Below are 23,720 nucleotides of genomic sequence, written 5' to 3'. Positions count from 1 at the left end.
CGTTATTTGATCAGCATGGTGGCACCGCCCAGTGCCGTTGCGCAGGCGGCCTTGACGGCGACCTGTGTCTGGTTGGCGGGGCAGGCGCCGCCACAGCGGGCGAGACCATCAGGCACGCCGTCCGGTGCATCCACCGGTTTGATATCGTCTGTGGACAGCAGCAGATCGGCCAGTTGCGCACGCACATCAGCATGCGCCGGCTGGCTGTCCAGACCATTGCCGAGCATGCGCGACAGCAAGGGGGTGATCACGTTGTCGTGCCAGTCCTGGTCGGCGATGGTGTTGGCATTGATGCCGTAGTTCACATTGCTGAAGAACACCGGCACATCGGCATCGCCACTGACTTCGGCCTCCACCAATGCATTGCAGTACTCGATGGCGAGCTGGGCAATGCCGATCTGATGTGCGGTCACGAAGCCGCCAATATCGTGGTTGACCGGCAGTTGCTGGCGCACCAGATTGAAGGTTTCCGGCACGTCGCCATAGGTGCTGGGCACGCCGGTCAGCACGCTCATGGTGGCGTTGATCTCGTCGAAAGTGCGCAGGCCGATATGCGGTTGCGGTGCCGCGGGAATCGCAGGCTGCGGTATCGGCACCGGCTCGGTGTAGACATTGCTGTGGCTGCCCAGCTGCGCAAAGGTCAGGAAGAACTCATCCTCCTCCTGACTGCGATCCAGGCCAATGACGGTGCCGAGCCGGGACAGCGGCTGTATGCCGCCGTCGTAATCCGGGCCGCCGATCTGCGTGGTGAGCCGGGTCCAGGTCTGGCCGATAGCCACCTCGCGGCCGTTGATGCCGATGCGCATGCCGGCCAGATCGGTGGCGGGGGGCGACAGGCCATCCAGATTGATGAAGAAGGGTTCGGCAAACAGATAGCCGTAGTTGTCGAACCGGGAGACCTCCAGGCCGATATAGGATTCCGGCGTGTTGATCAGATCACTGATGCTGAACAGCAAATAAAAACGCTCGCCCACGCCGGCCGCAAAGTGATCCGCCACCTGGGCCGGACTCAGTGCCCGGTTATGAATGCCGGCAAAGCGAATAACACCCTGCCAGAGACGGTTGCCTGAGGCTTCGTTGCCCAGTACCAGCGCGTGGGTGTCGTTCCAGCTGTCGAGCAGCGCGGGGGCAACGGGATCAGCGATGCCGCTGTTGACGCCATTGACGTAGATGCGGCGGCCATTCACCGCATCGTAGGTCAGCACCACATGTTGCAGGCTGGCCTGCAGCGTTTCCGGCGGCGAGTCCAGCAGTGGCTCGCCGTTGCCGCTGGTGTTGTTGTGGCGCAGCGCGAAGGCATAACTGTCCTGCTGTTGGCTGAGCGTGGCGTTGCGGCTGTCGCCGCCGGCGGAGTAGCTGAGGATGTGCGCGTTCTGTTGTGCCGGCGTGGCCGCGATCACCCAGGCCTCGAAGGTGAATTCTCCACTGCTGGTGATCAGCTGCTGCAACTTGGCGCTGGTGGCGGTGGCGCCCTGTGCCTTGCCATCGTTGATACGGATGCCCCAGCCGCCGACCCATTCCACATCACCACTGAGCGCGAGATTCAGCGCCGGTTCGACGCCGCTGGTATCGAAGGCGGTATTGCCCATGCCGCTGCGGAATTCATAGCGGGCGATGATGTTGCTGTCGTGGCGACCACCGCTGGCGGCGAGCACGCCGTCTTCGATGCGCAATGCCTTGCTCAGCACCAGCGCGTCATCCGGTGCCGCCACATCAATCTCGTCAGCCATGGCCTGAATGGCCGCGCGCAACGTCTCGCCGTCACTGCTGCAGTCGCTCCAGCAGTTGTGTGCATCACCGACCAGACGCACCACCAGGCGCGAACTGACAGGCGTATCCAGATTGATGGCGGTGCGGCTCGCCGCATAAGCGGCATCCAGATCCGCGCTGGCGAAAAACGGCGAAATCGGTGTGCCGGCGGCATTGGGCGCGTGGCACGCGGCGCAGTGGCTGCGCAGCAGCGGCCACACATGCGCCTCAAACAGGGCCGGTGAGGCCGGCAGGGCGCGGCTGCCCCCGGCATCACGAATCGGTGGCGCGACAAATTCCACGCCCTGAGCGCCGCCGTCGAGGCTCTGGCCGGCCCAGTTGCTGATCCACACGGTGAGCTGGTCGGCACAGGCCTGATCTGCCGCTGCACCGCTGCCCTCCCAGCAGTGGTGACCGCTGAGCAGCTTGCTGACCATTTGCGAGGTGTCCGGTTGGCGCAGGTTCACCACAGTATTCGCCGTGTTATAGGCGAGATTGATGTCGTCGTTGCGCACAAACGCAGGCGCCTGGCCGCCGGTGCCGTGGCAGGCGCCACAGCGGTCGGCACGCACCAGATTATCCCAGACGTTCAGTTTGAAGGCGGCTACGTCGGCGGTGCGCGCCACCGGGCCGGTGTAGTTGGGCGTGCCACCATCCCCCGGCGGCGGGTTACTGGTGACAGGCGCGCCGGAGCTGGTGCCGCCGCAGGCGCTGGCCAGCGCCAGGGCAGGCAATAGCAGCAGCAGGCGGGAGCGGGTTTGGACAAGCGCTCTGACCTGTGCGCCAGCAGTCATGATGGAATCTCTGTTCAGTCTCATCATCAGTCCCCCCTGCAGTAAACGGCGGCGTCGACAAACAGGTCGCGCAGCTGGTGGCCGTTGTTGCGGAAGTTGCCCGTCATGCTGGCAACCTGGCTGATGTCTTCGCTGGAGGCCGGGCGACGCAGGCACACGGCGCGAAAGGTTTTCTCCGCCTGGCAGGTGGCAAAGGCCTCGCTGTTGGCCAGCTCCATGCCCAGGCTTTTGGCCCCGGCGCCGCTGCCCGGCAGGCTGCCATCCCAGCCCAGCACGGCGTTCTGGCCTTCGCGCCAGTAGTTGTCCCAGCTGTCGTCCTCGGTCACGAAACCGTGGATGAAGTTATTGGCGTTGATCAGATACTTGGGCTGCACCCGTGTGCCGGTGACGGGATCATTCTGGCCCTCGCGGTTGTAACGGATCTGCCCCGTGGGCGCGTTCTCGGCGCCGTCCCACTGGTAATAGGCAAAGGCCTGGGCCAGCGGGTCCATGCCTGCGTGGCAGGTGACGCAGTTGTTGATGAAAATGCGGCTGTCGCCCCCCGGGCTGCGGGTAATGTCCTGACGAATGCGATCCGCCGGGCGGGTGCCATCCTTGAGCTGTTCCAGGTCGTGGCACAGGTGATTCATCAGGGTAAAACGCAGCATGGCCCGGTTGGTGCCGGCATAGAAAAAGGCGTTGGCGGCGGCCCGGCTGGTCATGACGCCAGCGGTCGCCTCGGAGGGCAGGTCATACAGGGACGATTGGCTGCGGGAAATCAGCACCTGCTGCAGCGGCACATTGTCCCGTTCCAGCGCGGCGTAATGCTGATTGTTGCTGGCGCTGACAGCGGGAATATCATGGAAGCCCAGCGCGCTCAGCTCGCCGGGGTCACCCACATAGACGACATCGTCGGTGAGCACCTGGCGAAAATCCGCATCATCGATGACCAGCCCGATTACGGTGGCGGTGTAGTCGTTCAACGGCGCGAAGATGTCACCCTCGCGATTGGTCCAGGGCGTGGCGAAATTCTTCAGCACGACGTTATAGAAGGCATCTTGCTCAGTGGCCAGCAGTGCGGCTTCGCGCATCTGACCGGCTTCCACCAGGGTTGCCATGGTATCCAGCAAGGCGGCATCCGGCGGAGTGCCGGTGAGGCGGTTGTGGATGCGTTGCGCCTGATCCCGGGCATTGGCCTGGGCTGGCGACGGCGCCAGCAGGGCTGCCAGGAGCATCATCAATGCCATGGTCAGCGCCATCGGTGGCGCCAGGCGGGACGGCTCGCAAGCCGCCCGGGTGCGGTATCTTTCCATTCCCTCATCCCCCCGACGAGGTTGTACTGTGTTAATACAGTGCCGGTGTGGCCGTTCTTTTTTTGAAGTTTCTACTATAACTACCTTGTTCGGGCGATTTAGGCGACCACTGCACCCACGGATAGTGAACGACCGCCCAGAATCGGGAGGAAAAGTTGGTGATACTGGTTGTCACGCCGGGGGGCGGGCCGACACACGTAATAAACAAAACAGTAGCCCGGGCAGTTTCAATGGGTGGGGGAAGGCGTCAAGCCGTGAAAATACAAAGCGATACAGGCCGCAGCATTCAGACATCGCGGGGCCGACACCTGCGGCTGACGGCGACAATGCTGGTCGGGCTCCTGGCCATCCTGGCAGGCTGCGATCTGGGTGGCGACGATGATGCCCGGGCAGATGCGGTGTTGCTGGATCGGCCTGTGGCCTACGTGGCGCGCAGCCTGCCCCGGGACGACGATGGCATGCCGGAGCAGCGGGATCTGCGCGAACCGGCGGCCTTCTTCCCCGGCGCTGCGTTGTACCTGCGTGAACTCGCCTCACCGAATGCCCGTGAAATCTCTCTTACCGCCGACCTGTTCGACGGCGCCATTGATGTGCGTGACCTGAGTGTCAGCTTTGATGGCCGCCGCTTGCTGTTTGCGCTGCGCGCACCGGAGATCGACGGCGCCGACGATGACGAACAGCCGACCTGGAATATCTGGGAATATAATCTGGACACAGCGCTGCTGCGGCGTGTGATCGGCAACGACCTGATCGCGGAGGAAGGCCAGGATCTGTTTCCCCGCTACCTGCCGGATGGGCGCATCGTGTTTGCCTCCACGCGGCAGCGCCAGGCGCGTGCCCGGTTGCTGGATGAAGGCAAGCCCCAGTTTGCCCATCTGGAAGAAACCCGGCAGACCCACGCGCTGTCGCTGCATGTCATGGCAGACGACGGCACGGATATTCGCCAGATCAGTTTCAATCCCGGTCACGACATGGCGCCGCTGGTGCTCGGTGATGGCCGGCTGGCCATGTTGCGCTGGGACAATAAACAGAACCGTAACAGCTTTGATTTGTATGCCCTGAACCCCGATGGCACGGCAACCGGTTTGCTGTACGGCAAGGATCGCCAGAACCCGGCGCCACCTGCGCTGAATCAGGAATACTCCGACGCCCAGTGGTTACCGGATGGCGCGCTGATGGTGCTGGCGCGTCCCCGGGTAAGCCGCAGCTGGTCGGGCATTCCGCGCCGTGTGCAGATCCGGGATTATCAACGGCGCACGCAGATGCTCAGCGGTGGCGTTGCCGCAGAGGGCGCCGAGCAGCCTTTGCTGGATATGCCGCTGGCAATGTCGGACGCCGAGATATCGCGGGGCGGCCGTGTCGCCGCCATGGTGCCGTTATCCGATGGCACACAACGTTATCTGGCGGCCTGGTCGCCCTGTCGGGCGTTGCTGAATGAGGTGTTGCGCCCGTGCACGGATGACGTGCTGGATCAGGACGATGTGACGGAAGCCGAGCCCGCATACGGGCTGTGGATCTTCGACCAGATGGCCGGCACGGAGCGCCCGGTGGTGTTGCCGCGCGTGGGCCGCATGATCACCAGCGTTGCGGTGATGTCGCCACGGCAGGACGCCCTGCTGTTGCCGGACCTGCAACCCGGCGCCGGGCTGGATCAGGGGCTTTTCGAGGACGGCGCTGGCGTGCTGGATATCCGCTCAGTGTTCGATCTTGATGGCAACTTCCAGGTGTTCGGGCCTTTGCCGGTGGGCGTGCAGACCCTGGCCGCCTATCGTGATCCGGCCCAGGTGAGCGCGCCAGAGAGGGCGGTGCGTTTTCTGCGCGTCAGCAAGGCGGTGCTGATTCCCGATGATGATCTGCTGGATGTCCCCGGCACGGCCTTCGGCCGCAACGCAGCGTTCGGCATGCGCGAAATTGCCGGTTACATCCCGGTCGAACCGGATGGCTCGGTGCGTGCGGTGGTGCCAGCCAATGTGCCGCTGGAAATTCAATTGGTAGACGCGGCAGGGCGCGCGCTGGGTAATCGCCATGGCAACTGGTTGACGGTGCGCCCGGGGGAAACCCTGCAATGCAATGGCTGCCATGCACCCGGCGCTGGCGTGCCCCACGGGCGCTACGAGGCGCTGGGCTTGCCGCTCAATGCAGGCGCGCCGGACACGGGCGTGCCGTTCCCCAATACGCGCGCCGAGTTGTTTGCCGATTTCGGTGAAACCATGGCCCAGGTGCGCGCGCGGCTGCACCCCGCTGATCAATCCTTGCAGGCGGATATGTCTTACGAGGACATCTGGACCGACCCGGCTGTACGCGCGCCCGATGCGCCGCTGGCGTTGCGTTACGACATGCTGGAGACGCCGCTGCCGGTGACCCCGGAATGTCTGGACGCCTGGAATACCCTGTGCCGCAGCGTGATTCATTACGAGACGCACATACAGCCACTGTGGGACCTTCCTCGGGATGTGGAGGAGAACGGCGACATCGTGGAGGTTACCTGCGTGAGTTGCCACACCCGCCGCGATGACATGAACCAGTTGCAAGTGGCGCCCGCGCAGCTTGAGCTGACCGGTGAAGCGTCCGGGCAGCAGCCCCTGCACCTGACCAGCTATCGGGAACTGCTGTTCCCGGATACCGCGCTGGTACTGGAAGACGGGGCGCTGGTGGAAGAACGGGTGCCGCTCATCCAGAACGGCGAGCCGGTTTATCAGGTGGACGAGGAAGGCGAACTGATTCTGGATGAATTTGGCGAGCCCATTCCGGTGCTGGTGCCGGTGCAACTCGGCCAGCGCATGACGGCGGGTAACGCCCGGGCCAGTGAGCGCTTCTTTTCCCTGTTCGCAAATGATGGCAGCCACGCGGGCTGGCTCACGGCGGCTGAGCTGCGCCTGGTGGCCGAGTGGTTGGATATCGGCGGTCAGTACTACAACAATCCGTTCGAGGTGCCGCAATGAGAGCATTGCAATGAGAGCGCCTGAATGAGGGGAGATGTTCGCCGCCGTCGCGTCGGCATACTGGGCCTCCTGTGCGCCCTGCTGCTGGCCAGTCTGGGGCAGACGGCGGGCGCCGATGAGCTGGTGGTCACGGTAGCCGATCCGTTTATCGAACTGCGCACGGGCCCCGGGCGCGGCTATCCGGTATTTCATGTGGTAGAGCAGGGGCAGCCGGTCACCCTGATCCAGCGCCGTACACAGTGGGTCGAGGTCCGGGCGCCCCGGGGGCACCAGGGCTGGGTCAGTCGCGCCCAACTGGGCCGCACACTGGATGGCACTGGCGAGTATCTGGCGCTGCAGGAGCGCAGCCTGAGCGATTATTTTCGGCCGCATGGTGAGTTCGGCGTGGGTGTGGGCGAGCTGGCCGGCACGACCTCGCTGACGGTGCAGGGCGGTTGGGCCTTTACCGACCGTATGCGACTGGAGCTGGCCTGGACGCAAGCCAACAGTGATTTTGCCAGCCGACGCTTGCTGGATGTGTCGTTGTCCGCCTTGCTGGCACCACGCCGCCGCGTGTCACCCTATGTGCTGGTGGGCACCGGGCGCGTCAAGGTCACACCACGCACTGTGCTGGTGAATGCGGATGTGCGCAATGAGCGTTCGGTGCAGGCGGGCGCGGGGGTCCGCGCTTACCTGACACGCAGTTTTATCTGGCGGGCAGAATACCGTCATTATGTTTTTCTCACTGACAAAGACGACAACGAAGAGCTGGAACAATGGCGAACCGGATTCAGCGTACTTTTTTAAGCGCCGCGCTCCTGTGCGTGGTGGCTTCTCTGTCGCCAGCCGTCGCGTTTGCTGATGCGCGTGGTGACACCAGCGCCCGGGAAGGTAGTGCCCGCGAAGGTGCTGCGGCGACGATCCTGACACCGCAGGTCGAGCGGCGGCGCATCAGTGAATCGCAGATAAAGGGCTCGAATATCGAGGTCGGTGCATTTGCTGGCGTCATCAGTATCGAGGACTTCGGCAGCAGCGCGATTTATGGCGCGCGTGTCGCGTATCACGTGTCGGAAGATGTGTTTTTTGAGGCGGCTGTTGCTCAGGCCCGTGCCGGAGACACCAGCTTTGAAACGCTTAACCCTGGTGTTGAGTTGTTGCGTGGTAGCGAGCGGGACTTTCGCTACTATGACATGTCAGTGGGTTATAACCTGCTGCCGGGCGAGGCGTTTGTCGGTGGCAACCGCGCCTACAACACCAGCTTTTATCTGCTCGGCGGCGCTGGCTCGACTCGCTTCGCGGGCGACGATAATTTTACCGTCAGCATCGGTGCGGGATACCGGGTCATACTGGCGAAAGGGCTGACCGTACGGCTGGAAACCCGGAATCATGTGTTTGATCTGGATGTGACCGGTCGCAACAAGACGACGCAGAATCTGGCCTGGACGCTGGGGTTGGGGGGCTATTTCTGAGCCGCTGTTTCTGAAGCACGAAAGTTGAGAGATTCTCACAGGGGGAAAGCATGTTGAAAGTGAATCAGTATCGCAAAGGGCGGACGACAGTGCTGCTGGCCGTGCTGTTATGGGCCGGCAGTGCCGTGGCTGAACCCGTGCCGGCGCCGGACTTTACACTCAAGAGCCGCACCGGGGAGAACATCAAGCTCAGCGAGCTTCAGGGCCAGATCGTGATGGTCAACTTCTGGGCATCCTGGTGTGGACCTTGTCGTATCGAAATGCCGCTGCTCGAGGATCTGTATCAGGAATATCAGGACTACGGGTTCGAATTGCTGGGGATCAACGTCGACGAGAACACCGCCGATGCCGAGCGCTTGCTGGCGCGCATTCCTGTCACCTTCCCGATCCTGCTTGATCCACAAAGCAGCGTCAGCAAGGCCTGGCAAGTGGATGCCATGCCGACCACGGTGCTGATTGATCGTGATGGCATGGTGCGCTATCTGCATCGTGGTTACCGCGCCGGCGAAGAAAAAATATACGCCGAGCGCCTGCGCGCGCTGGTGCTTGAGTGATGTTGGCTGACATCTGCCGCGTCGGCGCGCTGCTGGCAGTGCTGCTGTGGTTGAGCGCTTGCTCACTGACACCGCCGGCGCCCTGGGTGCAGCCGTATGAACGCGCGCGCCTGGCCGATCCCATCATGAGCAAGGATCGTGATCCGGCGGCTGCGGCGTATCTCAAGCATGTGCACCAGTCGCGGGAGCGCTCCCGGGGCGCCGAGGGCAGTGCGGGCGGGGGCTGCGGATGCAACTGATCTGTCGGCGCAGCATATTGTGGCCGTTGCTCTTGCTGCTGTGCGCGCCAGCGCTGCATGCTGCTGTGCTGCCGGAAGACCGTATGGATGTGCTCTACCATCGCTATGATGGCGGCGGCATGGACATCAAGGGGCCCTCGGTACTGGTGCGCAAGAGCTTTGCTGACAAGGTGTCGGTGAACGCCAATTACTATGTCGACAAGGTCAGCGCCGCGTCGGTTGATGTGGTCACCACGGCCAGCCCCTACACCGAAGAACGCATCGAAAAAGGCATCGGCCTGGATTACCTTTCCGACAAGACATTGTATTCGGTAGGCGTTACAGCCAGTGATGAGCGCGATTACATCGGGCGCACGGCTTTTGTGGGTGTCAGTCAGGATTTCTTCGGCGACATGACCACGCTTTCGCTGGGCTATTCCCATGGTGCAGACGAAGTCCGGCGTCGTGATGACCCGGATTTCAGTGAAGACCTGATTCGCCGCAGCTACCAGGTGGGCGTCAGCCAGGTGCTGACCCGCAATCTGATTGTGGGCATCAATCATGAGTTGATCACGGATCGGGGCTATCTGAATAATCCCTATCGTTCGGTCCGTTACCTGAACGGCGGCAGTTTTGCCTATCAACCGGAAGTGTATCCACGGACCCGCACCAGCGAAGCGACGGCTTTGCGCGGCAGCTACTATCTGCCCTGGCGAGCGGCATTGCATGGCGAATTTCGCTGGTTCGAGGATTCCTGGGGCATTGATGCCCGGGACTGGTCCCTGACTCTGGTGCAGCCGCTCAGCGAAGAGTGGGTGCTGGAGCTGCGCACGCGGCATTATCGGCAGAACGCGGCGGATTTCTACAGCGACCTGTTTCCGTTTCAGGATGCACAGAATTTTCTGGCCCGGGACAAGGAAATGAGCACGTTTCGCGCCGTGTCATTCGGTGCCACCGCCGGATTCCAACGGCGCTGGCCCGGCATGCCCTGGGTTGATCGCTATGGCGCCCGCCTGGGCGTTGATCTGTACCGTTATGACTACCGCGATTTCCGTGATCTGCGTGTCAGCGCGACGCCGGGAGAAGAGCCGCTCTACAGTTTCGATGCGTGGGTCACCACGCTCGTATTCACGCTCTGGTACTGATCCGTGACGGCACGTACTTGCACGTGCAGGGTGCGTTACAGCGCCGGCATCAACACTTCACCAGTCTGATCAAACGGCAAGGCAAACGGCACACCGCCGACCCGGGCGCTACCGCTGATGCGATAGGTGATCGGCTTGCCCGGTTCGTGCTGCATCGCCTGGAACTGGCGCAGCGTTTCGAACAGCCCGGTGGTCACCCGGGTTCTTACCAGCGCATCACCCATGGCGGGCAAGGTCACTGCACTGTTGGTCAACCCTCTGGCGAAAGGCCGGTCCTCCACCAGAATCTGATATTCCAGGCTGCGCAGGTCGATCGCCTGATCATTGGGGTTGCGGGTGCGCAGGGTCAGCTCCCACTCCTGTTCCAGCATGGTCATGTTGACCAGACGAATATCCGAGAGCGCCACCTCCGGCGGCAGCATTTCACTGCGCAGGTTGGTACAGCCCGCAAGCAGGACAAAACTGATTACAGCGACAAGATGCAGGCGCAGGGTCGACATCAAAGACTCCAGTGAGCGGTAGACAGATTCGCAACGTATTTGATCAGACCGGATCATAGCGGCCCGGTTCACCGGTTGTCGTTGTTTTCCTGCGTTGCTGCCAGCACGGTGCCCAGAATCAGGGTGATCTGATGCTACCCTGCGGCGTCTTTACGGGGGGGCAGCGTGTCGCGCCAGCCTTCGGGAACGGGAATGATCAAGTCGGGGTAGTCGCGGGCAGGGGGAGGCGCAGTACTCTCGATAGAAGTACTCTCGATAGGAGCGTTCTCGATAAACGGCATATGCCGCCGTGCCGGGGGCAGCCCCGCCAGTTCGGGTAACCAGTGGCTGACATAGTCCCCCTGCGGGTCATAGCGCAGCGCCTGCCCCAGCACATTGAACCAGCGCCCCTGGCGCGGGTCGCTGCCGACGCCGGCAATATAAGCCCAGTTGCCCCAGTTACTGGCCACGTCGTAATCCAGCAGCTGCTGCTCGAACCAAGCGGCACCGAGACGCCAGTCCTGTTGCAGATCATGAATCAGAAAGCTGGCCACGTTCTGTCGGCCCCGGTTGGACATGAAACCGGTGGCATTGAGTTCGCGCATGTTGGCATCAACGAACGGCATACCGGTGTTGCCCTGACACCAGGCGGTGAAACGCCGGGATGAGAAATCCGGCACCGGCGCGGGGTGTTCGCGCATGCCCTGAAAGCGAAACAGGCGTGCCCCCGCAAACAACGACAGCCAGCGAAAATACTCCCGCCAGAGCAATTCGAACACCAGCCAGTAAGTGCTGTCGTTCTTCACAATGTCGGCTTCGAAACAGCGCACTTCGGCAACGATCCGGCGCGGCGACAGACAGCCGTGGGCCAGCCACGGAGAAAATTTCGAGGAGTAGTCAATGCCCAGCAAGCCGTTGCGGGTTTCCTTGTAGTGGCGCAGCGCCTTGCTGTCCCGGAAATAGTGCTGAAGCCGTTGCCATGCGGCGGTCTCGCCGCCGACATAAAGGGAATGCGAGGGCGAGTGTAAGGACGAGTGTAAGGACGAAGGCACCCCCTGATCGAGTGCCAGCGCGGCATCAGCAACCGGGGGTAGAGTATCGGGTGCATCCAACGGCAGATCGCTGTCGGCATGGGCTTCGATCTTTTTTCGGAACGCGGTGAAAGTGCGGGGAAAATTGTCCAGCGCAAACGGCAACTGGGCGCGCCGGAACAGGCCGTCGTTCTCGATCACATCCACGGGGATGTCTGGCAGCGCGCGCTGCACCAATGCCAGCACCTCGGCCTCCTCGGTGCCGGGCTGCCAGCTGGTCACGATACGGCGTGCCTTGACGCTGTGTGCGAGCGCCGTCAGCGCGTCGGCGGGCGCGCCATGGCGCACTACCAGATGACTGCCGCGTTGGCGCAGCTGTTGATGCAGGTCGTGCAGTGCCTCGCAGAGAAAGCGCTGTCGATGCGTGCCGCGTCGAGACCGTTCAAGGCAATAGACGGGTACCACCCGGCCATCCGCGCAAGCGCGTAGCAGCGCCGGATTGTCATCAACGCGCAGGTCGTTACGAAACCAGAAGAGCGTGGTCATGAAGGTCTGGCCTCGCGTCGATGCCGGCGACAGCGCTCTGAACAGTAGCGGACCTCGTCCCAGCAGGCGGCCCACTTGCGACGCCACGTAAAAGGTCGGCCGCAAACAGCACAGTGCTTGCTGGGGAGATCCTGTTTCCGGTGCGTTGTCATGACTGGCTCACCAGGGAATGTCCTCACCAGGGTATGTCCTGACCATCCCAGGCGATAAAACGGCCTGAGTCTTCCGTCGTGGCGTTGAAAACAATGTTGAGCAGGCTCTCGGCGACGAAGTCTGTGGTGAACAGCTTTTTCTCCGGGACGTTTTTCTGGAACGGTTGCGACAGCGCGGTATCGGTAGTGCCCGGGTGCAGCGCAAGAATGATCAGCTGCTTTGCCCGCCGCCGGGCTTCGATGGCGAAGGTACGGGTGAACTGATTTTGCGCCGCTTTGCTCGCCCGGTAGCTGTACCAGCCACCCATGGCGTTGTCACTGATGCTGCCAACACGGGCGGACAGCGTGGCGAAGCGGGCCGGTTGATCGTGCTTCAGCAGTGGAAAAAAATGGCGTGCCAGAAGCATGGGGCCGAAGGTGTTGACGCGAAAGCTGGCGTCCAGTGCGCTGGCATCGATCTGTTCCAGGCGCTTTTCGGGCTGGAGAGACAGCGCGTCGTCGTGCAACACCCCTGCACAATTGATCAGGCCGTGCAGTCGCTCGTGCCGCTCGCCCACGGTAGCGGCGGCACGGACAATATCCGCTTCAAGGGTGATGTCGAGGGGCAGCAGGGTCAGGCGGCCGGGATGCGCGGACGCAAGTGTCTGCAACGGTGAACTGTTTTGCGGGGCGCGGCTGCAGGCGTAGACATGGGTAATATCGGCCCGCGCCAGGAGCCGGGTCACCATGGCGAGACCGATGCCCCGGCTGGCGCCCTGAACCAGGAAGTGCTGCGCTGTCATGACCTGCCCCTGCGTGAAAATCGAGTCAGGTCAGTGTCTGCGCAGCATGGCCAAGGCGGCGTGAAGCCTTGCCAGGCGCCAGCTACAACATATCGGCTACAAGGTATCGGTCAACAGAATGCCGATGCTGAACCGGTTCTGGTAATCGTCGTAGTTGATCAGCGAATCGCCGTAGCCGCTGAACACCTGGAAGATGCCCTTGAAGCGGCTGCTCAGCGGGAAGGTGTAGTCCAGCTGCACCGCGCCCCGGTTGTCGCCACGGCGCAGGTTGTTACGCACCATGACCTCGGCGACGTGATTGCCAAAGGGACGCGCCACCGTCAGGTCGAAGTTGCCCATGTATTTTTCGATATCCGGGTTGTCGTCGCCGCGCGGGTCATCCGCATCATCCTTGCTTTTTTCCGGAATCCGGAGCCAGGTGCGCACACCCCAGTAGTAGTTGCCGGTGCGCGCAACATAGGAGGCAAACAGGCGCTCCCAGCTGCGTGACACGGGCACGTCCTGCCCGTTGGATTGATGCAGATAGCCGAAACTCAGCAGCTCGGAGTCGATCGGGCCCAGTTGCCAGTCGATCGCGCGGGTCACGAACAGCTCGGGCATGTAGTTGGTTTCCCGGAACGGTCGCGACTGTGATGCGTTGTAAACCTGAAAGAAGCTGGTCTGGGTGTAGGCGAAGTAGACGTTGTAGAATTTGAACACTTCAGTCGCCAGTGGCACCTTGATCGAAATCTGGAACTTGGCTTCCAGTGCGTCGAGGTTGTCGTCGCTTTTGTCCGGGTCATTCCACTCCGGGTTGGACCAGTAGCTGACCGGCATGATGTAGTTGCGCCGGTGCGGGGTCATGACAAAGGGGTTGAACTGGGAGCTTTCTTCCAGCGCCATGCGGGCGCGCAGGGCGTCGACACTGCGCTGACGGGGGTCTTTGCCATTCAGGCCGCACCATTCTCGCAGTTGACTGACAGGCGTATCTGCCGGAGCGTCGCGCAGCAACTGGTCCATGCAGGCGGTCTTGTTCCTGCCGGCGTTGGCTGTGGCGTCATCACCAGTGTCGTCATCAGTGGCATTGCTGCTTGATGATGAGTCCGCCTCTTCATTCTGGTCAGCCGGCGCCAGCAAGAGATCCGCGCTGGCGGAAGTGGCCACTGCCAGGGCCAGCAGAACCGTCAATACCGGCGACATCAGGCGAGTCATGGCAAATTCCCTTTTGTCAGAGATGGCGTGTCAGAGCTTGCGTAGTTCGTCGTCGCTGAGGGTGCGTGCTTCTTCCTCAAGCAGCACGGGGATGCCATCGCGTACCGGGTAGGCCAGGCCACTGGCTTTGCACTGGAGTTCACCAGCGGATTCAATCCAGGCCAGCGGTGCTTTGCTGACCGGACAGACGAGGATGTCCAGGAGTTCTCTGTCGAGCATAACGGGCTTCCTGCAGGAAAGCGGGCAGCTGGTGCCAATCACCAGCCATTCACCTGTCGCGGCAGAGTATAAGCGAAAAAGACAGGTAAACGGTGGTTTCAAACGCCTGTTTGACCATCGGGTCACAAATACCGGTAGGACGCGGCTGCCGGCGGCGATAAGATTGTGCCCCTCTCAGCGCTGCTCGTTTTTTGACCTGCCGCGGCAGGGTCGTCAGCGCCACAGTGATCAATACGCGAATTAACGCCTTCGGAGGTTGCAATGCCCCATTACAAAGCCCCAGTACGCGATATGCGTTTCGTCCTGAATGAAGTGCTGGATCTGGACGGTCATTACCAGCAGCTCGGCCTGGAAGAGGTGAACAGCGAGCTGGTTGACGCGTTCCTGGAAGAAGGCGCGAAGTTTTCCCAGAACGAACTGGCCCCGATCTACCGCACCGGCGACGAAGAAGGCTGCCATTTCGACAATGGCGTTGTCACCACGCCGAAAGGCTTCAAGGAAGCCTACGCCAAGTACGTGGAGGGCGGCTGGCCTTCCCTGGGCGGCGAGCCCGAGTTTGGCGGCCAGGGCCTGCCGACCTCTGCCGGTATCCCGATCTCTGAAATGACCGGTACTGCCAACTGGGCGTGGAGCATGTACCCGGGCCTGTCCCATGGCGCTGTTGCCACGATCGAAGAGCACGGCACCCAGGAACAGAAAGAAACCTACCTGCCGAAACTGACCAGCGGTCACTGGACCGGCACCATGTGTCTGACCGAACCGCATTGTGGTTCTGACCTGGGTCTGCTGCGCACCAAGGCAGAGCCACAGGCTGACGGCACCTACAAGATCTCTGGCACCAAGATCTGGATTTCTGCCGGTGAGCACGACATGGCTGACAACATCGTCCACATCGTGCTGGCGCGTCTGCCGGAAGCACCGGCGGGCACCAAGGGTATCTCCCTGTTCATCGTGCCCAAGTTTCTGGTCAACGATGACGGCTCCGTCGGTGAGCGCAATGCGGTGGCCTGTGGTTCCATCGAACACAAGATGGGCATCAACGGCTCCGCCACCTGTGTCATGAACTTCGACGGCGCCAAAGGCTGGCTGATCGGGCCGGAGAACAAGGGCCTGAACTGCATGTTCACCTTCATGAACTTTGCCCGTCTCGGCACGGCTATTCAGGGTGTGGCCCACGCGCAGCTGGCCTTCCAGGGCTCTGTGGAGTTTGCCCGCGAGCGTCTGGCCATGCGTTCCCTGTCCGGCCCGAAAAACCCGGACGGTCCTGCTGATCCGGTAATCGTGCATCCGGATGTGCGCCGTATGATCCTGACCTCCAAGGCGTTTGCCGAAGGGGGCCGTGCGCTGGTCTACTTCCTGTCCCAGTTGGGCGACAAGGTCAAACTGGCCAAGGACGAAGCCGAGCGCAAGGAAGCAGACAGCCTGATGGCACTGCTGACACCGATCGCCAAGGCGTTCCTGACCGAAGCCGGCGTGGAATCTGCCTGCCTGGGTATTCAGGTGTGCGGCGGCAGCGGCTTCATTCGCGAGTGGGGCATGGAGCAGAACCTGCGTGATGCCAAGATCTCCACGATTTACGAAGGCACCACCGGCATCCAGGCGCTGGATCTGCTGGGCCGCAAAGTGCTGCAGACCCAGGGCGCAGCGCTGCGTCCGTGGACCAAGGTGATCCACAAGTACTGCGAAGGCGTGGCAGAGCAGGAGAACATGAAAGAGTTCGCTGAGCCGCTGAGCCGTCTGAACAAGGAGTGGGGTGATATCACCATGGCGGTCGGCGCCAAGGCGATGCAGAACATCGAGGAAGTAGGCGGCGCGTCCGTGGACTACCTGATGTACTCCGGTTACGTCACGCTGGCCTACTTCTGGGCGCGCATGGCGGAAGTGGCACAGACCAAACTGGCAGAAGGGACGTCGGAAGAAGACTTCTACAAGGGCAAGCTGGCGACAGCGCGCTTTTACTTCAAGCGTCTGCTGCCGCGTGTTGCGGCGCACAAAGGCGCTATCGAAGGTGGCGTTGATTGCCTGATGGCGATCACCGAAGAGCAGCTGGCTCTCTGATCCGCCAAACGCTGTAACAAAAAAGCCCGCCGCTGGCGGGCTTTTTTGTGCTTGATGTAACATCATGCAGCTTGTTGAATGAAGCGCTGGATAGCGCGATAACCTTATCGAGGGAGTTGGGGGAAGATGAAAAAAATCATTGTCGGGCTGCTGGTAGTCGCCATTGTGTGGATTGGCAGTAGCTATCTGGTGGGCGCGCGTGTTGAAACCCTGTACACGGATGCATTGGCTGAAATGGAAGTGCTGCCCGGACAGGACGGCCTGCGTTTTCGGGTTGTGGAGTACCGTCGCGGTATTTTTTCGTCGCAGGTACGTTCTTGCCTGACGGTAGACGAGACCTTGCCGAAGCTGGCCGCGTTTTCCGGTTACGTGTGCGACAAGAGCACGTTGCGTCATGGTCCTGTGATGTGGACCTCCAGCGGCCCCTGGGCGGGCCTGGCGTTCAGCCACGGCGAACTGGATATGGCGCCTCTGCCTGACGACATTCGCAGTGTGATCGCCGACGTGCTCGGTGACGAGTCACCGCTCTACGCGGAAACGTGGTTGTCGTTCGACCGCAGTGCCCGGGTGCGTGCCTGGGTGCCTGAAATCAGCTTTGCATCCGGTGAATTCAGTGCCTCACTGGCGCGCCTGGAGCTGGACGCCTATATGACCTCCATGACCGGTGACACCGGCAAAGTGTTTCTTGTCATGAGAGAGCTCGCGCTCAACGGTGGCCCGGAAGGGGAGCTGACGATCGCTGCGGTGGATATGACCGTGGATGTCGTTGACATGATCGAGGGCATCCTGCCGCTCCTGCAGGTGCAACTGCGCGCGAACGGCATTCGGGCGGGGCGCGATGCACGTCAGCCCTGGGAAGACGATGCCCACGCCAGTTTTGACCTGGCGCTGGATGCAACCAGCGCGCTGGAGGGCGATGCACTGAGCGGCACCATGTCGCTGTGGTTGACGGATGTGGTGGCGGATTCTCTGGATATCCCGCTGGACCACGCCTACATGGCGCTGGCCTACCGTGGCATTGATCGGGATGCCATGGTGCGTATACAGCAGTTGTCCGACGACATCGACCGGCTGCAATCGCAGATGATGGTGAACCTGTTTGCAGAGCCCGACGGCTTGGCTGACGACATGTCCGCCGACGAGCTGTTTGCGCAGATGACCGCGCTCACTGAGGAGATGGCGGTGGTGCTGTCCGAGCGTCTGCTGCGTCCCGGGGAAAGTAGCGCCAATGTGCAGCTCATGCTGGACAATGCAGGTGTGCGCCAGGTGTCACTGAATGCGCAGGTGGATTACCAGGGCCTGAACGGTAGCAATGTGCCGCTGGATGAGCAGGCGTCACTGGACGAGGCGCAAATCCTGCATCTGGTCAATGCGTCCCTGAGCCTGGATGTGGACGAGACGCTGCTGCCGGCCGGGCAAGCGGAATTTGCGGCTGAGATGGTCAGCGCCGAGCTGGCGACATTGCACAACGGTCGCTACGGCATGACCCTGACGGTCAAGGATGGCGAGCTGGTGTTCAACGGTGGCACGCTGACGGCGGCGGAGTTCATGGAGCGGTTGTCGCCGCTGCGTACCGGTGGCGACGTGACAGTGCTGGATATTGAGGCCTGTTACGGCGAGGATGCGGATAGCAACGATATTCCGGATTACTGCTACGAAATCGGCATCTACCCCGGTGCGTCAGACTGGCTGGACATGTCTGACTACTGAGATCTGACGGCACTTTCACTTCTGCATCGCTCCCGAGACGCCATCATGGTGAAACGCTCGGGAGCGGTTCAAACGCTCGTATGAACGGTGAGTCACAAATAGCCCTGTCACCGGCATGCCGACCTGCTTAAAATTTGCCACCGGCCAAATTCGTGGAGAAGTGCACATGGCGACCTACAAGGCCCCGCTGGATGATATGAAGTTCATCCTCGACGACGTGTTCGCGTCGGAGCAACTCTGGGCGAGCATGCCCGCCACCGCAGAAGTCACTCGTGATTTGTCCCATGCCATCCTCGAGGAGGCGGGCAAGATGGTGGAAGGCGTGATGTTGCCGCTGAATCGCTCGGGTGATGAGGAAGGCTGCCAGTTCGAGAATGGCGTGGTCACCACGCCGAAAGGCTTCAAAAGTGCTTACCGCACCATGGCGGAAAATGGCTGGACGGCGCTGTCCGGTAATCCGGAATACGGCGGCCAGGGCATGCCGAAAATGCTTGCCGTGCTGTTCGAGGAAATGATTCACAGCGCCAATACGTCGCTGGCCTTGTACCCGCTGCTGTCCAACGGCGCCTGCCTGTGTCTGGATGCCCACGCCACCGAGTCACTCAAGCAGACCTATCTGCCGAAGATCTACTCCGGGGAATGGGCGGGCACCATGTGCCTGACCGAACCGCACTGTGGCACGGACCTGGGCATCATGCGCACCAAGGCAGAACCCCAGGCGGATGACAGCTTTCTGATCAGCGGCACCAAGATATTCATCACCGGTGGCGAGCACGACATGACGGATAACATTATCCATCTGGTGCTGGCCAAACTGCCGGATGCGCCGGCGGGGAGCAAAGGCATTTCCCTGTTCCTGGTGCCGAAATTCCTGGTCAATGAAGACGGCAGCATCGGTGAGCGTAACGGTGTGGCGTGCGGTTCCATCGAGCACAAGATGGGCATCAAGGGCTCCGCCACCTGCGTGATGAATTTCGACAGTGCCCGGGGCTGGATGATCGGTGAGCCGAATCAGGGGCTGGCGGCCATGTTCACCATGATGAATTACGAGCGGGTGTCCATCGGCCTGCAAGGTCTCGGCCTGGGCGAAATCAGCTACCAGAGCGCTGTGGAATACGCCCGTGACCGGGTGCAGGGGCGCGCTGCCAGCGGCCCGGTGAACCCGGATGGCAATGCCGATCCCATCATCGTGCACGGCGACGTGCGGCGCATGCTGCTGACTATGCGTGCCCTGAATGAAGGCGGCCGTGCGCTGTCTTCGTATCTCGGCATGCAACTGGATATCGCCAAGTTTTCTGAAGATGCTGAAGCGCGCAAGCTGGCGGACGATCGCGTTGCGCTGCTGACACCGGTGGCCAAGGCGTTCTTCACCGATCGCGGCCTGGAAACCTGCATCATCGGGCAGCAAGTGCTGGGCGGCCACGGTTATGTGCGTGAGTGGGGCATGGAGCAGTTTGTGCGTGACGCACGTATTGCCCAGATCTACGAAGGCACCAACGGTATCCAGGCACTGGATCTGGCGGGCCGCAAGGTTGTGCGTAACGGCGGTGCTTCAGCCGGCCGCTTTATCGCCGAAGTGCGTGAATGGCTGGCCGAGGCGGGTGGCAGTGACGCACTGGCGTCGGTGGCACCGAAGCTGGAAGAGGCATTGGGCTTGCTGGAGCAGGCAACGACCCAACTGCTTGAGCGCGCCAGCAGCGACCCGGATGCGGTCAATGCCTCTGCGGTGGAATACCTGGATCTGTTCGGGCTGGTGACCTACGCCTGGTTGTGGGCGCGCATGATGCAGGCCGCAGCGGGTCGTGATGATCAGTTTGGCGAGAGCAAGTTGTTGGTCGGCCGCTTCTATTTCCAGCGGTTGTTGCCCCGGGCGCACAGCCTGGTGGCGCAGCTGGAAGCGGGCAGCGATGCCATTATGGGCCTGGCCGCCGACGCGTTCTGATGCGCCGGAGGAGGCTCCTCAGAACGGGCTTGGTGGTGGCACATTCCGCATGCTGGCGGGATTGTCGATGAAGGGATTGCGGTTGCCCTGTATCTCGCCGATCAGGGCATTGCGCTCCCGTTCTGCCGTTTCCGGCGGCGATTCCTCATGCCAGCGCAGGAACATTTCGTAAGAACCCGCCAGTGGCACGTCGTGTTCTACGTGCATATACATCATTGCCCGCGCAACGATGCCGCGAACCGCCTCTGGCGGTTCGAAGGTCTGGAAACCGAGCCGGTAGCCACAGCGCTCGCTGGTCGGCACACCAGAGCGTAGCTCACCGAACAACGCACCCCGTCGGTCCAGGTCGGATTGTCGTTCGACAGGAAACATATGATGCATGTCGTTGCTGGCGCGCAGGTAATCTGCGTTATTGCGGCAGAGGCGTGCGTGGGTGCAGCCTGCGTGCTGCAGCAATTGTCTATCCGGATAAATCCGTTCGATTCGCACTCTGTCCCCGGGCATGAATGGCGTAGCGCAATACAACGTTTGCCCGCCTTCTGCATAAACCTGCTCAATGAACAGATCATCCGCAGAAGGTTCGGCCTGGCTCGGTGTGCTCCAGCACAGGAGTGCGGGCAGCAGAATAGCAAGGCCCGGCAGGGAGAGGGGGTGCACGTCAGATCCCGATGTTCTTGTTCCCGATGTTCTTGCCTGAGTCACGCTCATGATGTTTGCTTCCCGTCATGACGCTGGTGAGCTTTGCGGTATAGCCCGGCGCAGCCACGTTGCTCTGTTATTCTGTTTCGTCCTTCCGTTTAACGACCTTCCTGTTTCAATAATGTGCCCTGCGTCACAATAATTCCACTCCCCCACGTGTCCATGATGCATGAAACCGGGGTGGTTGCATGATGAAGTGAGGGTTTTTCCGGATGAACGGTGCTCAGGTTACTGCTGCGTTAGCAACAGCTCCTGATCCACATAATGCCCGACCATGTCCGCCAGGCCTCGAGACAGCTCCTCAAAGGTCACCGGCGGGTTCTGCTCTGACAGGTGGCGCACCACCGAAAAAATCCCGCCATTGATATAGATGTAGGTCATCGCCGGAATGTTGCGTACCCGGGCGGTTTCCGGGTGCCGCATCATGTGCTGGGTGACGATGTCCAGCAGCAATCGGTGGACCGGATCCAGGTACTCCTCGAAATCCATGGCGAAGGCATGCCGGGCGCATTTGAGGTACAGCTCATCGTTTTCCTGCAGGAATTCCCGGAAAAGCACCAGCATATCCAGGACCGCGTCGCGTATGTTTTTCCGAACAAGCTCGGGCACGCGGGGCTGCAGCATGGCCACGGTGTCGGACACGAAACGCTCGCTCATGGCAGCAAAAATCGCCTCCTTGTTGCTGAAGTACTCATACAGCGAACCGACACCAATCCCTGCAATATCAGCAATTTGGCGCGTTGTGGCGGCGGCCGGGCCGTGTCGGGCCACGGCAATGAAGGCGGCCTCCACGATGGCATTGACGGTGGCCCTGGAGCGGGCCTGACGGGGTTTTCTGGCCATAGTGAGTTCCGAATTGAATCCGAACAAGCATTCGCTTTATTGTGACATCACTGGATGTAACGATCAACGTCAACAACAGGCCGCGTCTCTATGTTTGGAATCAAGCTCCCACACCCTTTCGGTTCTGCTCAGGGCCCCTCTCAAGGTGCCAATGCTGTGGTGACTGGCGCGGGCAGCGGTATTGGCCGGGCCTTCGCGCTGGAGATCGCGCGCCGCGGCGGTGCTGTTGTGGTATCGGACATCAATCTGGAGACCGCGCAAGAAACCGTCGCGCAGGTTGAAGCGGCGGGTGGCCGGGCCTGGGCCCTGCACTGTGACGTCACCAGCCTGGACGCCGTACAGCAGATGGCTGATGAGGCCGAGCGCCTGCTTCAGGCCCCGGTAGATCTGGTCATCAACAATGCCGGCGTGGGTGTGGGCGGCAAACCCATCGGCGAAATATCCATGGCCGACTGGGAATGGACCGTTGGGATCAATATGTGGGGTGTGGTGTACGGCTGTCATGTGTTCGCACCAAAGCTGCGGGCGCTGGGGCGTGGCGGCATCATCAACGTCTGCTCCACGGCCAGTTTTGCGGCCGCGCCGATGATGGGGCCTTACAACCTGACCAAGGCTGCCGTGCTGGCGCTGTCGGAAACGCTGGCGGCAGAAACAGCGGGTACCGGTGTGTCCGTCACGGCGCTGTGCCCGACGGTAGTCAAGACCAACATCTTTCAGGCCGGGCGCATTGATGCGTCGGCCACGCCGCTGATGAACAAGCTCGTCGCCTGGACCGGTGTCTCGGCAGACGGTGTTGTTACCAAGACGCTCAACGCACTGGATCGCGGCGAGTTGTATGTATTGCCGCAACTGGATGCACGCATGATCTGGCGCGCCAAGCGCTTTATTCCCGCGACCTATACCCGCGGCGCGGGCCTGCTGAGTCGTCTGGCTACTGCCAGGCTTTGATGACAGAGCTTTGATTGCAGAGCCTTACCGGAGAACACCATGGCGAGTATCGATCTGGATAAAATGCTGCTGAAAATCAAGAGCACCCAATGGTCCCTGTCAGACATCGACTGGGATGCGCCGGGCGCCGATATGATTACCGAAGAGCAGTGGCCCAAGTTGAAAGAATTCATGGCCGATCTGATGTGGATCGAGCATGTGGGCGCGCGCGCGTTTGCGGCGATGTCCAAAAAAGCGCCTACGGATACGCTGAAAGAAATCTACAGCTACTTCCACGCGGAAGAACAGCGCCATGCCAATGCCGAGATGGCGCTGATGAAGCGCTGGGGCATGCTGGACGGTGATGAAATTCCGGAGCCGAACATCAATCTGCGCCTGGTCATCGAATGGCTGGATCGCTATGCCGACGAGATGCCGCTCTATGTCCTGGGCACCGTCGTGCCGATGCTCGAGATCGCCCTCGACGGCGCCTTGTGCAAATTCCTGCTGGATACGGTGGATGACCCGGTTTGTCATCAGGCCTTCGAAAAGATCAATGACGATGAGTCACGGCACCTGGGTGTTGGCTTCAGCGTGATGGAGATGCAGGGCCACGGTGCGACCTACATCAAGACCGTCAAAATGCTGGCGCCATTGCTTGATCCGCGCCTGTTGCTGGGCATTGCCTCCTACTTCCCGCTGCTGAACAAAATGCGCGACAACATTGTCGAGCTCGGGTTGCCGGAAGAGAAGCTGTATGCCGCCATGGAAAAGTTCGAAAAGATTGGCGGACGTACCGCTGACGGGCGATCCAACCCCTGGTTCCAGATCATTCGCCAACATGCGAAGTTCGTCGTGAATCGCAGCAACAGGATTTACCACGTGCCGGTGGATGCAATGGTCAAACTGACAGGTTACATCCCGAAACGCGCACTGCCTGCCGTGCCGTCCTGGGTGAAAGAACTCACCTATCGCCCCTCGGCCTGATCGGAAAGAGCA

21 protein-coding genes and 1 pseudogene are annotated in these 23,720 nt (G+C 61.3%); 12 read left to right on the top strand and 10 right to left on the bottom strand.

Going from position 1 to position 23,720, the window contains the following annotated elements; translation table 11 throughout:
* Positions 1-2: 2 nt before the first annotated feature.
* Positions 3-2,567, bottom strand: a complete 2,565-nt coding sequence (locus tag K8B33_RS13690; protein WP_223427481.1) for a LamG domain-containing protein — start codon at positions 2,565-2,567, stop codon at positions 3-5.
* A gap of 2 nt (positions 2,568-2,569) precedes the next feature.
* Positions 2,570-3,835: a hypothetical protein gene (locus tag K8B33_RS13685; RefSeq protein WP_223427478.1), complete on the bottom strand. Its 1,266-nt coding sequence runs from the start codon at positions 3,833-3,835 to the stop codon at positions 2,570-2,572.
* Between the two features lie 254 nt (positions 3,836-4,089).
* On the opposite strand from K8B33_RS13685, the gene K8B33_RS13680 reads away from it, so the two are divergent.
* The 6 genes from K8B33_RS13680 to K8B33_RS13655 are packed head-to-tail and all read left to right on the top strand — an operon-like array spanning position 4,090 to position 10,142.
* Positions 4,090-6,777: an HzsA-related protein gene (locus K8B33_RS13680; RefSeq protein WP_223427475.1), complete on the top strand. Its 2,688-nt coding sequence runs from the start codon at positions 4,090-4,092 to the stop codon at positions 6,775-6,777.
* A 24-nt stretch (positions 6,778-6,801) separates the two neighbouring features.
* Positions 6,802-7,563 carry an SH3 domain-containing protein gene (locus K8B33_RS13675; protein WP_223427473.1) on the top strand — a complete coding sequence of 254 codons (762 nt, stop codon included), beginning with the start codon at positions 6,802-6,804 and terminating at the stop codon, positions 7,561-7,563.
* Positions 7,533-8,225, top strand: coding sequence for an outer membrane beta-barrel domain-containing protein (locus K8B33_RS13670; protein WP_223427471.1), 693 nt, complete (start codon positions 7,533-7,535; stop codon positions 8,223-8,225). Before K8B33_RS13675 ends, K8B33_RS13670 begins: the two co-directional genes overlap by 31 nt.
* Positions 8,226-8,275: 50 nt before the next feature.
* On the top strand, positions 8,276-8,779 hold the full coding sequence (locus tag K8B33_RS13665; RefSeq protein WP_223427469.1) for a TlpA disulfide reductase family protein: 504 nt from the start codon (positions 8,276-8,278) through the stop codon (positions 8,777-8,779).
* The gene (locus K8B33_RS13660) at positions 8,779-9,018 is read left to right on the top strand and encodes a DUF4266 domain-containing protein (protein WP_223427468.1); all 240 of its coding nucleotides are present in this window, start codon (positions 8,779-8,781) and stop codon (positions 9,016-9,018) included. The genes K8B33_RS13665 and K8B33_RS13660 overlap by 1 nt, the downstream gene beginning before the upstream one ends.
* Positions 9,009-10,142 (top strand): DUF3570 domain-containing protein, encoded by a 1,134-nt coding sequence (locus tag K8B33_RS13655; protein ID WP_223427467.1) that lies wholly within the window; start codon positions 9,009-9,011, stop codon positions 10,140-10,142. The genes K8B33_RS13660 and K8B33_RS13655 overlap by 10 nt, the downstream gene beginning before the upstream one ends.
* Before the next feature lie 35 nt (positions 10,143-10,177).
* On the opposite strand, the gene K8B33_RS13650 is transcribed toward K8B33_RS13655, so the two are convergent.
* The 5 genes from K8B33_RS13650 to K8B33_RS13630 all read right to left on the bottom strand — a co-directional run bounded on the left by K8B33_RS13650 (position 10,178) and on the right by K8B33_RS13630 (position 14,248).
* Positions 10,178-10,642 (bottom strand): LEA type 2 family protein, encoded by a 465-nt coding sequence (locus tag K8B33_RS13650; protein ID WP_223427466.1) that lies wholly within the window; start codon positions 10,640-10,642, stop codon positions 10,178-10,180.
* Between the two features lie 134 nt (positions 10,643-10,776).
* On the bottom strand, positions 10,777-12,198 hold the full coding sequence (locus tag K8B33_RS13645; RefSeq protein WP_223427465.1) for a DASH family cryptochrome: 1,422 nt from the start codon (positions 12,196-12,198) through the stop codon (positions 10,777-10,779).
* On the bottom strand, positions 12,195-12,350 hold the full coding sequence (locus K8B33_RS13640) for a DUF2256 domain-containing protein (protein ID WP_223427463.1): 156 nt from the start codon (positions 12,348-12,350) through the stop codon (positions 12,195-12,197). Before K8B33_RS13640 ends, K8B33_RS13645 begins: the two co-directional genes overlap by 4 nt.
* Positions 12,351-12,373: 23 nt before the next feature.
* Positions 12,374-13,132: an SDR family NAD(P)-dependent oxidoreductase gene (locus K8B33_RS13635; protein WP_223427462.1), complete on the bottom strand. Its 759-nt coding sequence runs from the start codon at positions 13,130-13,132 to the stop codon at positions 12,374-12,376.
* A gap of 96 nt (positions 13,133-13,228) precedes the next feature.
* Positions 13,229-14,248: a phospholipase A gene (locus K8B33_RS13630; RefSeq protein WP_396020989.1), complete on the bottom strand. Its 1,020-nt coding sequence runs from the start codon at positions 14,246-14,248 to the stop codon at positions 13,229-13,231.
* Between K8B33_RS13630 and K8B33_RS16265 the strand changes: the two are divergent.
* Positions 14,152-14,382, top strand: a pseudogene (locus K8B33_RS16265) (hypothetical protein); the annotation flags it as partial. The gene K8B33_RS13630 and the pseudogene K8B33_RS16265 overlap by 97 nt on opposite strands.
* Here the strand turns inward: K8B33_RS16265 and K8B33_RS13625 are convergent.
* The gene (locus K8B33_RS13625) at positions 14,354-14,542 is read right to left on the bottom strand and encodes a Trm112 family protein (RefSeq protein ID WP_223427460.1); all 189 of its coding nucleotides are present in this window, start codon (positions 14,540-14,542) and stop codon (positions 14,354-14,356) included. The pseudogene K8B33_RS16265 and the gene K8B33_RS13625 overlap by 29 nt on opposite strands.
* Before the next feature lie 261 nt (positions 14,543-14,803).
* Between K8B33_RS13625 and K8B33_RS13620 the strand changes: the two genes are divergently transcribed.
* The 3 genes from K8B33_RS13620 (at position 14,804) to K8B33_RS13610 (ending at position 20,252) form a co-directional block, all read left to right on the top strand.
* On the top strand, positions 14,804-16,600 hold the full coding sequence (locus K8B33_RS13620) for an acyl-CoA dehydrogenase C-terminal domain-containing protein (RefSeq protein WP_223427459.1): 1,797 nt from the start codon (positions 14,804-14,806) through the stop codon (positions 16,598-16,600).
* A gap of 126 nt (positions 16,601-16,726) precedes the next feature.
* Complete coding sequence (locus tag K8B33_RS13615; RefSeq protein ID WP_223427457.1) at positions 16,727-18,310, top strand: DUF945 family protein; 1,584 nt, start codon at positions 16,727-16,729, stop codon at positions 18,308-18,310.
* Positions 18,311-18,476: 166 nt separating this feature from the next.
* The gene (locus K8B33_RS13610; protein WP_223427456.1) at positions 18,477-20,252 is read left to right on the top strand and encodes an acyl-CoA dehydrogenase C-terminal domain-containing protein; all 1,776 of its coding nucleotides are present in this window, start codon (positions 18,477-18,479) and stop codon (positions 20,250-20,252) included.
* Positions 20,253-20,270: 18 nt separating this feature from the next.
* Here K8B33_RS13610 and K8B33_RS13605 read toward each other — a convergent pair whose 3' ends face one another.
* Complete coding sequence (locus K8B33_RS13605) at positions 20,271-20,909, bottom strand: endonuclease (RefSeq protein ID WP_223427455.1); 639 nt, start codon at positions 20,907-20,909, stop codon at positions 20,271-20,273.
* Positions 20,910-21,179: 270 nt separating this feature from the next.
* Positions 21,180-21,794, bottom strand: coding sequence for a TetR/AcrR family transcriptional regulator (locus K8B33_RS13600; protein WP_223427450.1), 615 nt, complete (start codon positions 21,792-21,794; stop codon positions 21,180-21,182).
* Between the two features lie 156 nt (positions 21,795-21,950).
* Between K8B33_RS13600 and K8B33_RS13595 the strand changes: the two genes are divergently transcribed.
* Positions 21,951-22,742, top strand: a complete 792-nt coding sequence (locus K8B33_RS13595; protein WP_317846234.1) for an SDR family NAD(P)-dependent oxidoreductase — start codon at positions 21,951-21,953, stop codon at positions 22,740-22,742.
* Positions 22,743-22,781: 39 nt separating this feature from the next.
* A complete protein-coding gene (locus K8B33_RS13590) occupies positions 22,782-23,708 on the top strand; it encodes a ferritin-like domain-containing protein (RefSeq protein ID WP_223427446.1) in 927 nt (308 codons plus the stop codon).
* The last annotated feature ends 12 nt before the right edge of the window (positions 23,709-23,720 follow it).

The organism is Alcanivorax limicola, from assembly GCF_019931215.1.
GTDB lineage: Bacteria > Pseudomonadota > Gammaproteobacteria > Pseudomonadales > Alcanivoracaceae > Isoalcanivorax > Isoalcanivorax limicola.
The sequence above is the reverse complement of the archived record's forward strand: the minus strand, read 5'-3'. Positions and strand labels throughout refer to the sequence as shown.

What these genes read in the sequence shown, in the direction of transcription:
- K8B33_RS13690 (WP_223427481.1), bottom strand. Translation starts at nt 2,567, where the DNA reads ATGAGACTGAACAGAGATTCCATCATGACTGCTGGCGCACAGGTCAGA.
- K8B33_RS13685 (WP_223427478.1), bottom strand. Translation starts at nt 3,835, where the DNA reads ATGGAAAGATACCGCACCCGGGCGGCTTGCGAGCCGTCCCGCCTGGCG.
- K8B33_RS13675 (WP_223427473.1), top strand. Translation starts at nt 6,802, where the DNA reads ATGAGGGGAGATGTTCGCCGCCGTCGCGTCGGCATACTGGGCCTCCTG.
- K8B33_RS13670 (WP_223427471.1), top strand. Translation starts at nt 7,533, where the DNA reads ATGGCGAACCGGATTCAGCGTACTTTTTTAAGCGCCGCGCTCCTGTGC.
- K8B33_RS13665 (WP_223427469.1), top strand. Translation starts at nt 8,276, where the DNA reads ATGTTGAAAGTGAATCAGTATCGCAAAGGGCGGACGACAGTGCTGCTG.
- K8B33_RS13660 (WP_223427468.1), top strand. Translation starts at nt 8,779, where the DNA reads ATGTTGGCTGACATCTGCCGCGTCGGCGCGCTGCTGGCAGTGCTGCTG.
- K8B33_RS13655 (WP_223427467.1), top strand. Translation starts at nt 9,009, where the DNA reads ATGCAACTGATCTGTCGGCGCAGCATATTGTGGCCGTTGCTCTTGCTG.
- K8B33_RS13650 (WP_223427466.1), bottom strand. Translation starts at nt 10,642, where the DNA reads ATGTCGACCCTGCGCCTGCATCTTGTCGCTGTAATCAGTTTTGTCCTG.
- K8B33_RS13645 (WP_223427465.1), bottom strand. Translation starts at nt 12,198, where the DNA reads ATGACCACGCTCTTCTGGTTTCGTAACGACCTGCGCGTTGATGACAAT.
- K8B33_RS13640 (WP_223427463.1), bottom strand. Translation starts at nt 12,350, where the DNA reads ATGACAACGCACCGGAAACAGGATCTCCCCAGCAAGCACTGTGCTGTT.
- K8B33_RS13635 (WP_223427462.1), bottom strand. Translation starts at nt 13,132, where the DNA reads ATGACAGCGCAGCACTTCCTGGTTCAGGGCGCCAGCCGGGGCATCGGT.
- K8B33_RS13625 (WP_223427460.1), bottom strand. Translation starts at nt 14,542, where the DNA reads ATGCTCGACAGAGAACTCCTGGACATCCTCGTCTGTCCGGTCAGCAAA.
- K8B33_RS13620 (WP_223427459.1), top strand. Translation starts at nt 14,804, where the DNA reads ATGCCCCATTACAAAGCCCCAGTACGCGATATGCGTTTCGTCCTGAAT.
- K8B33_RS13615 (WP_223427457.1), top strand. Translation starts at nt 16,727, where the DNA reads ATGAAAAAAATCATTGTCGGGCTGCTGGTAGTCGCCATTGTGTGGATT.
- K8B33_RS13610 (WP_223427456.1), top strand. Translation starts at nt 18,477, where the DNA reads ATGGCGACCTACAAGGCCCCGCTGGATGATATGAAGTTCATCCTCGAC.
- K8B33_RS13600 (WP_223427450.1), bottom strand. Translation starts at nt 21,794, where the DNA reads ATGGCCAGAAAACCCCGTCAGGCCCGCTCCAGGGCCACCGTCAATGCC.
- K8B33_RS13590 (WP_223427446.1), top strand. Translation starts at nt 22,782, where the DNA reads ATGGCGAGTATCGATCTGGATAAAATGCTGCTGAAAATCAAGAGCACC.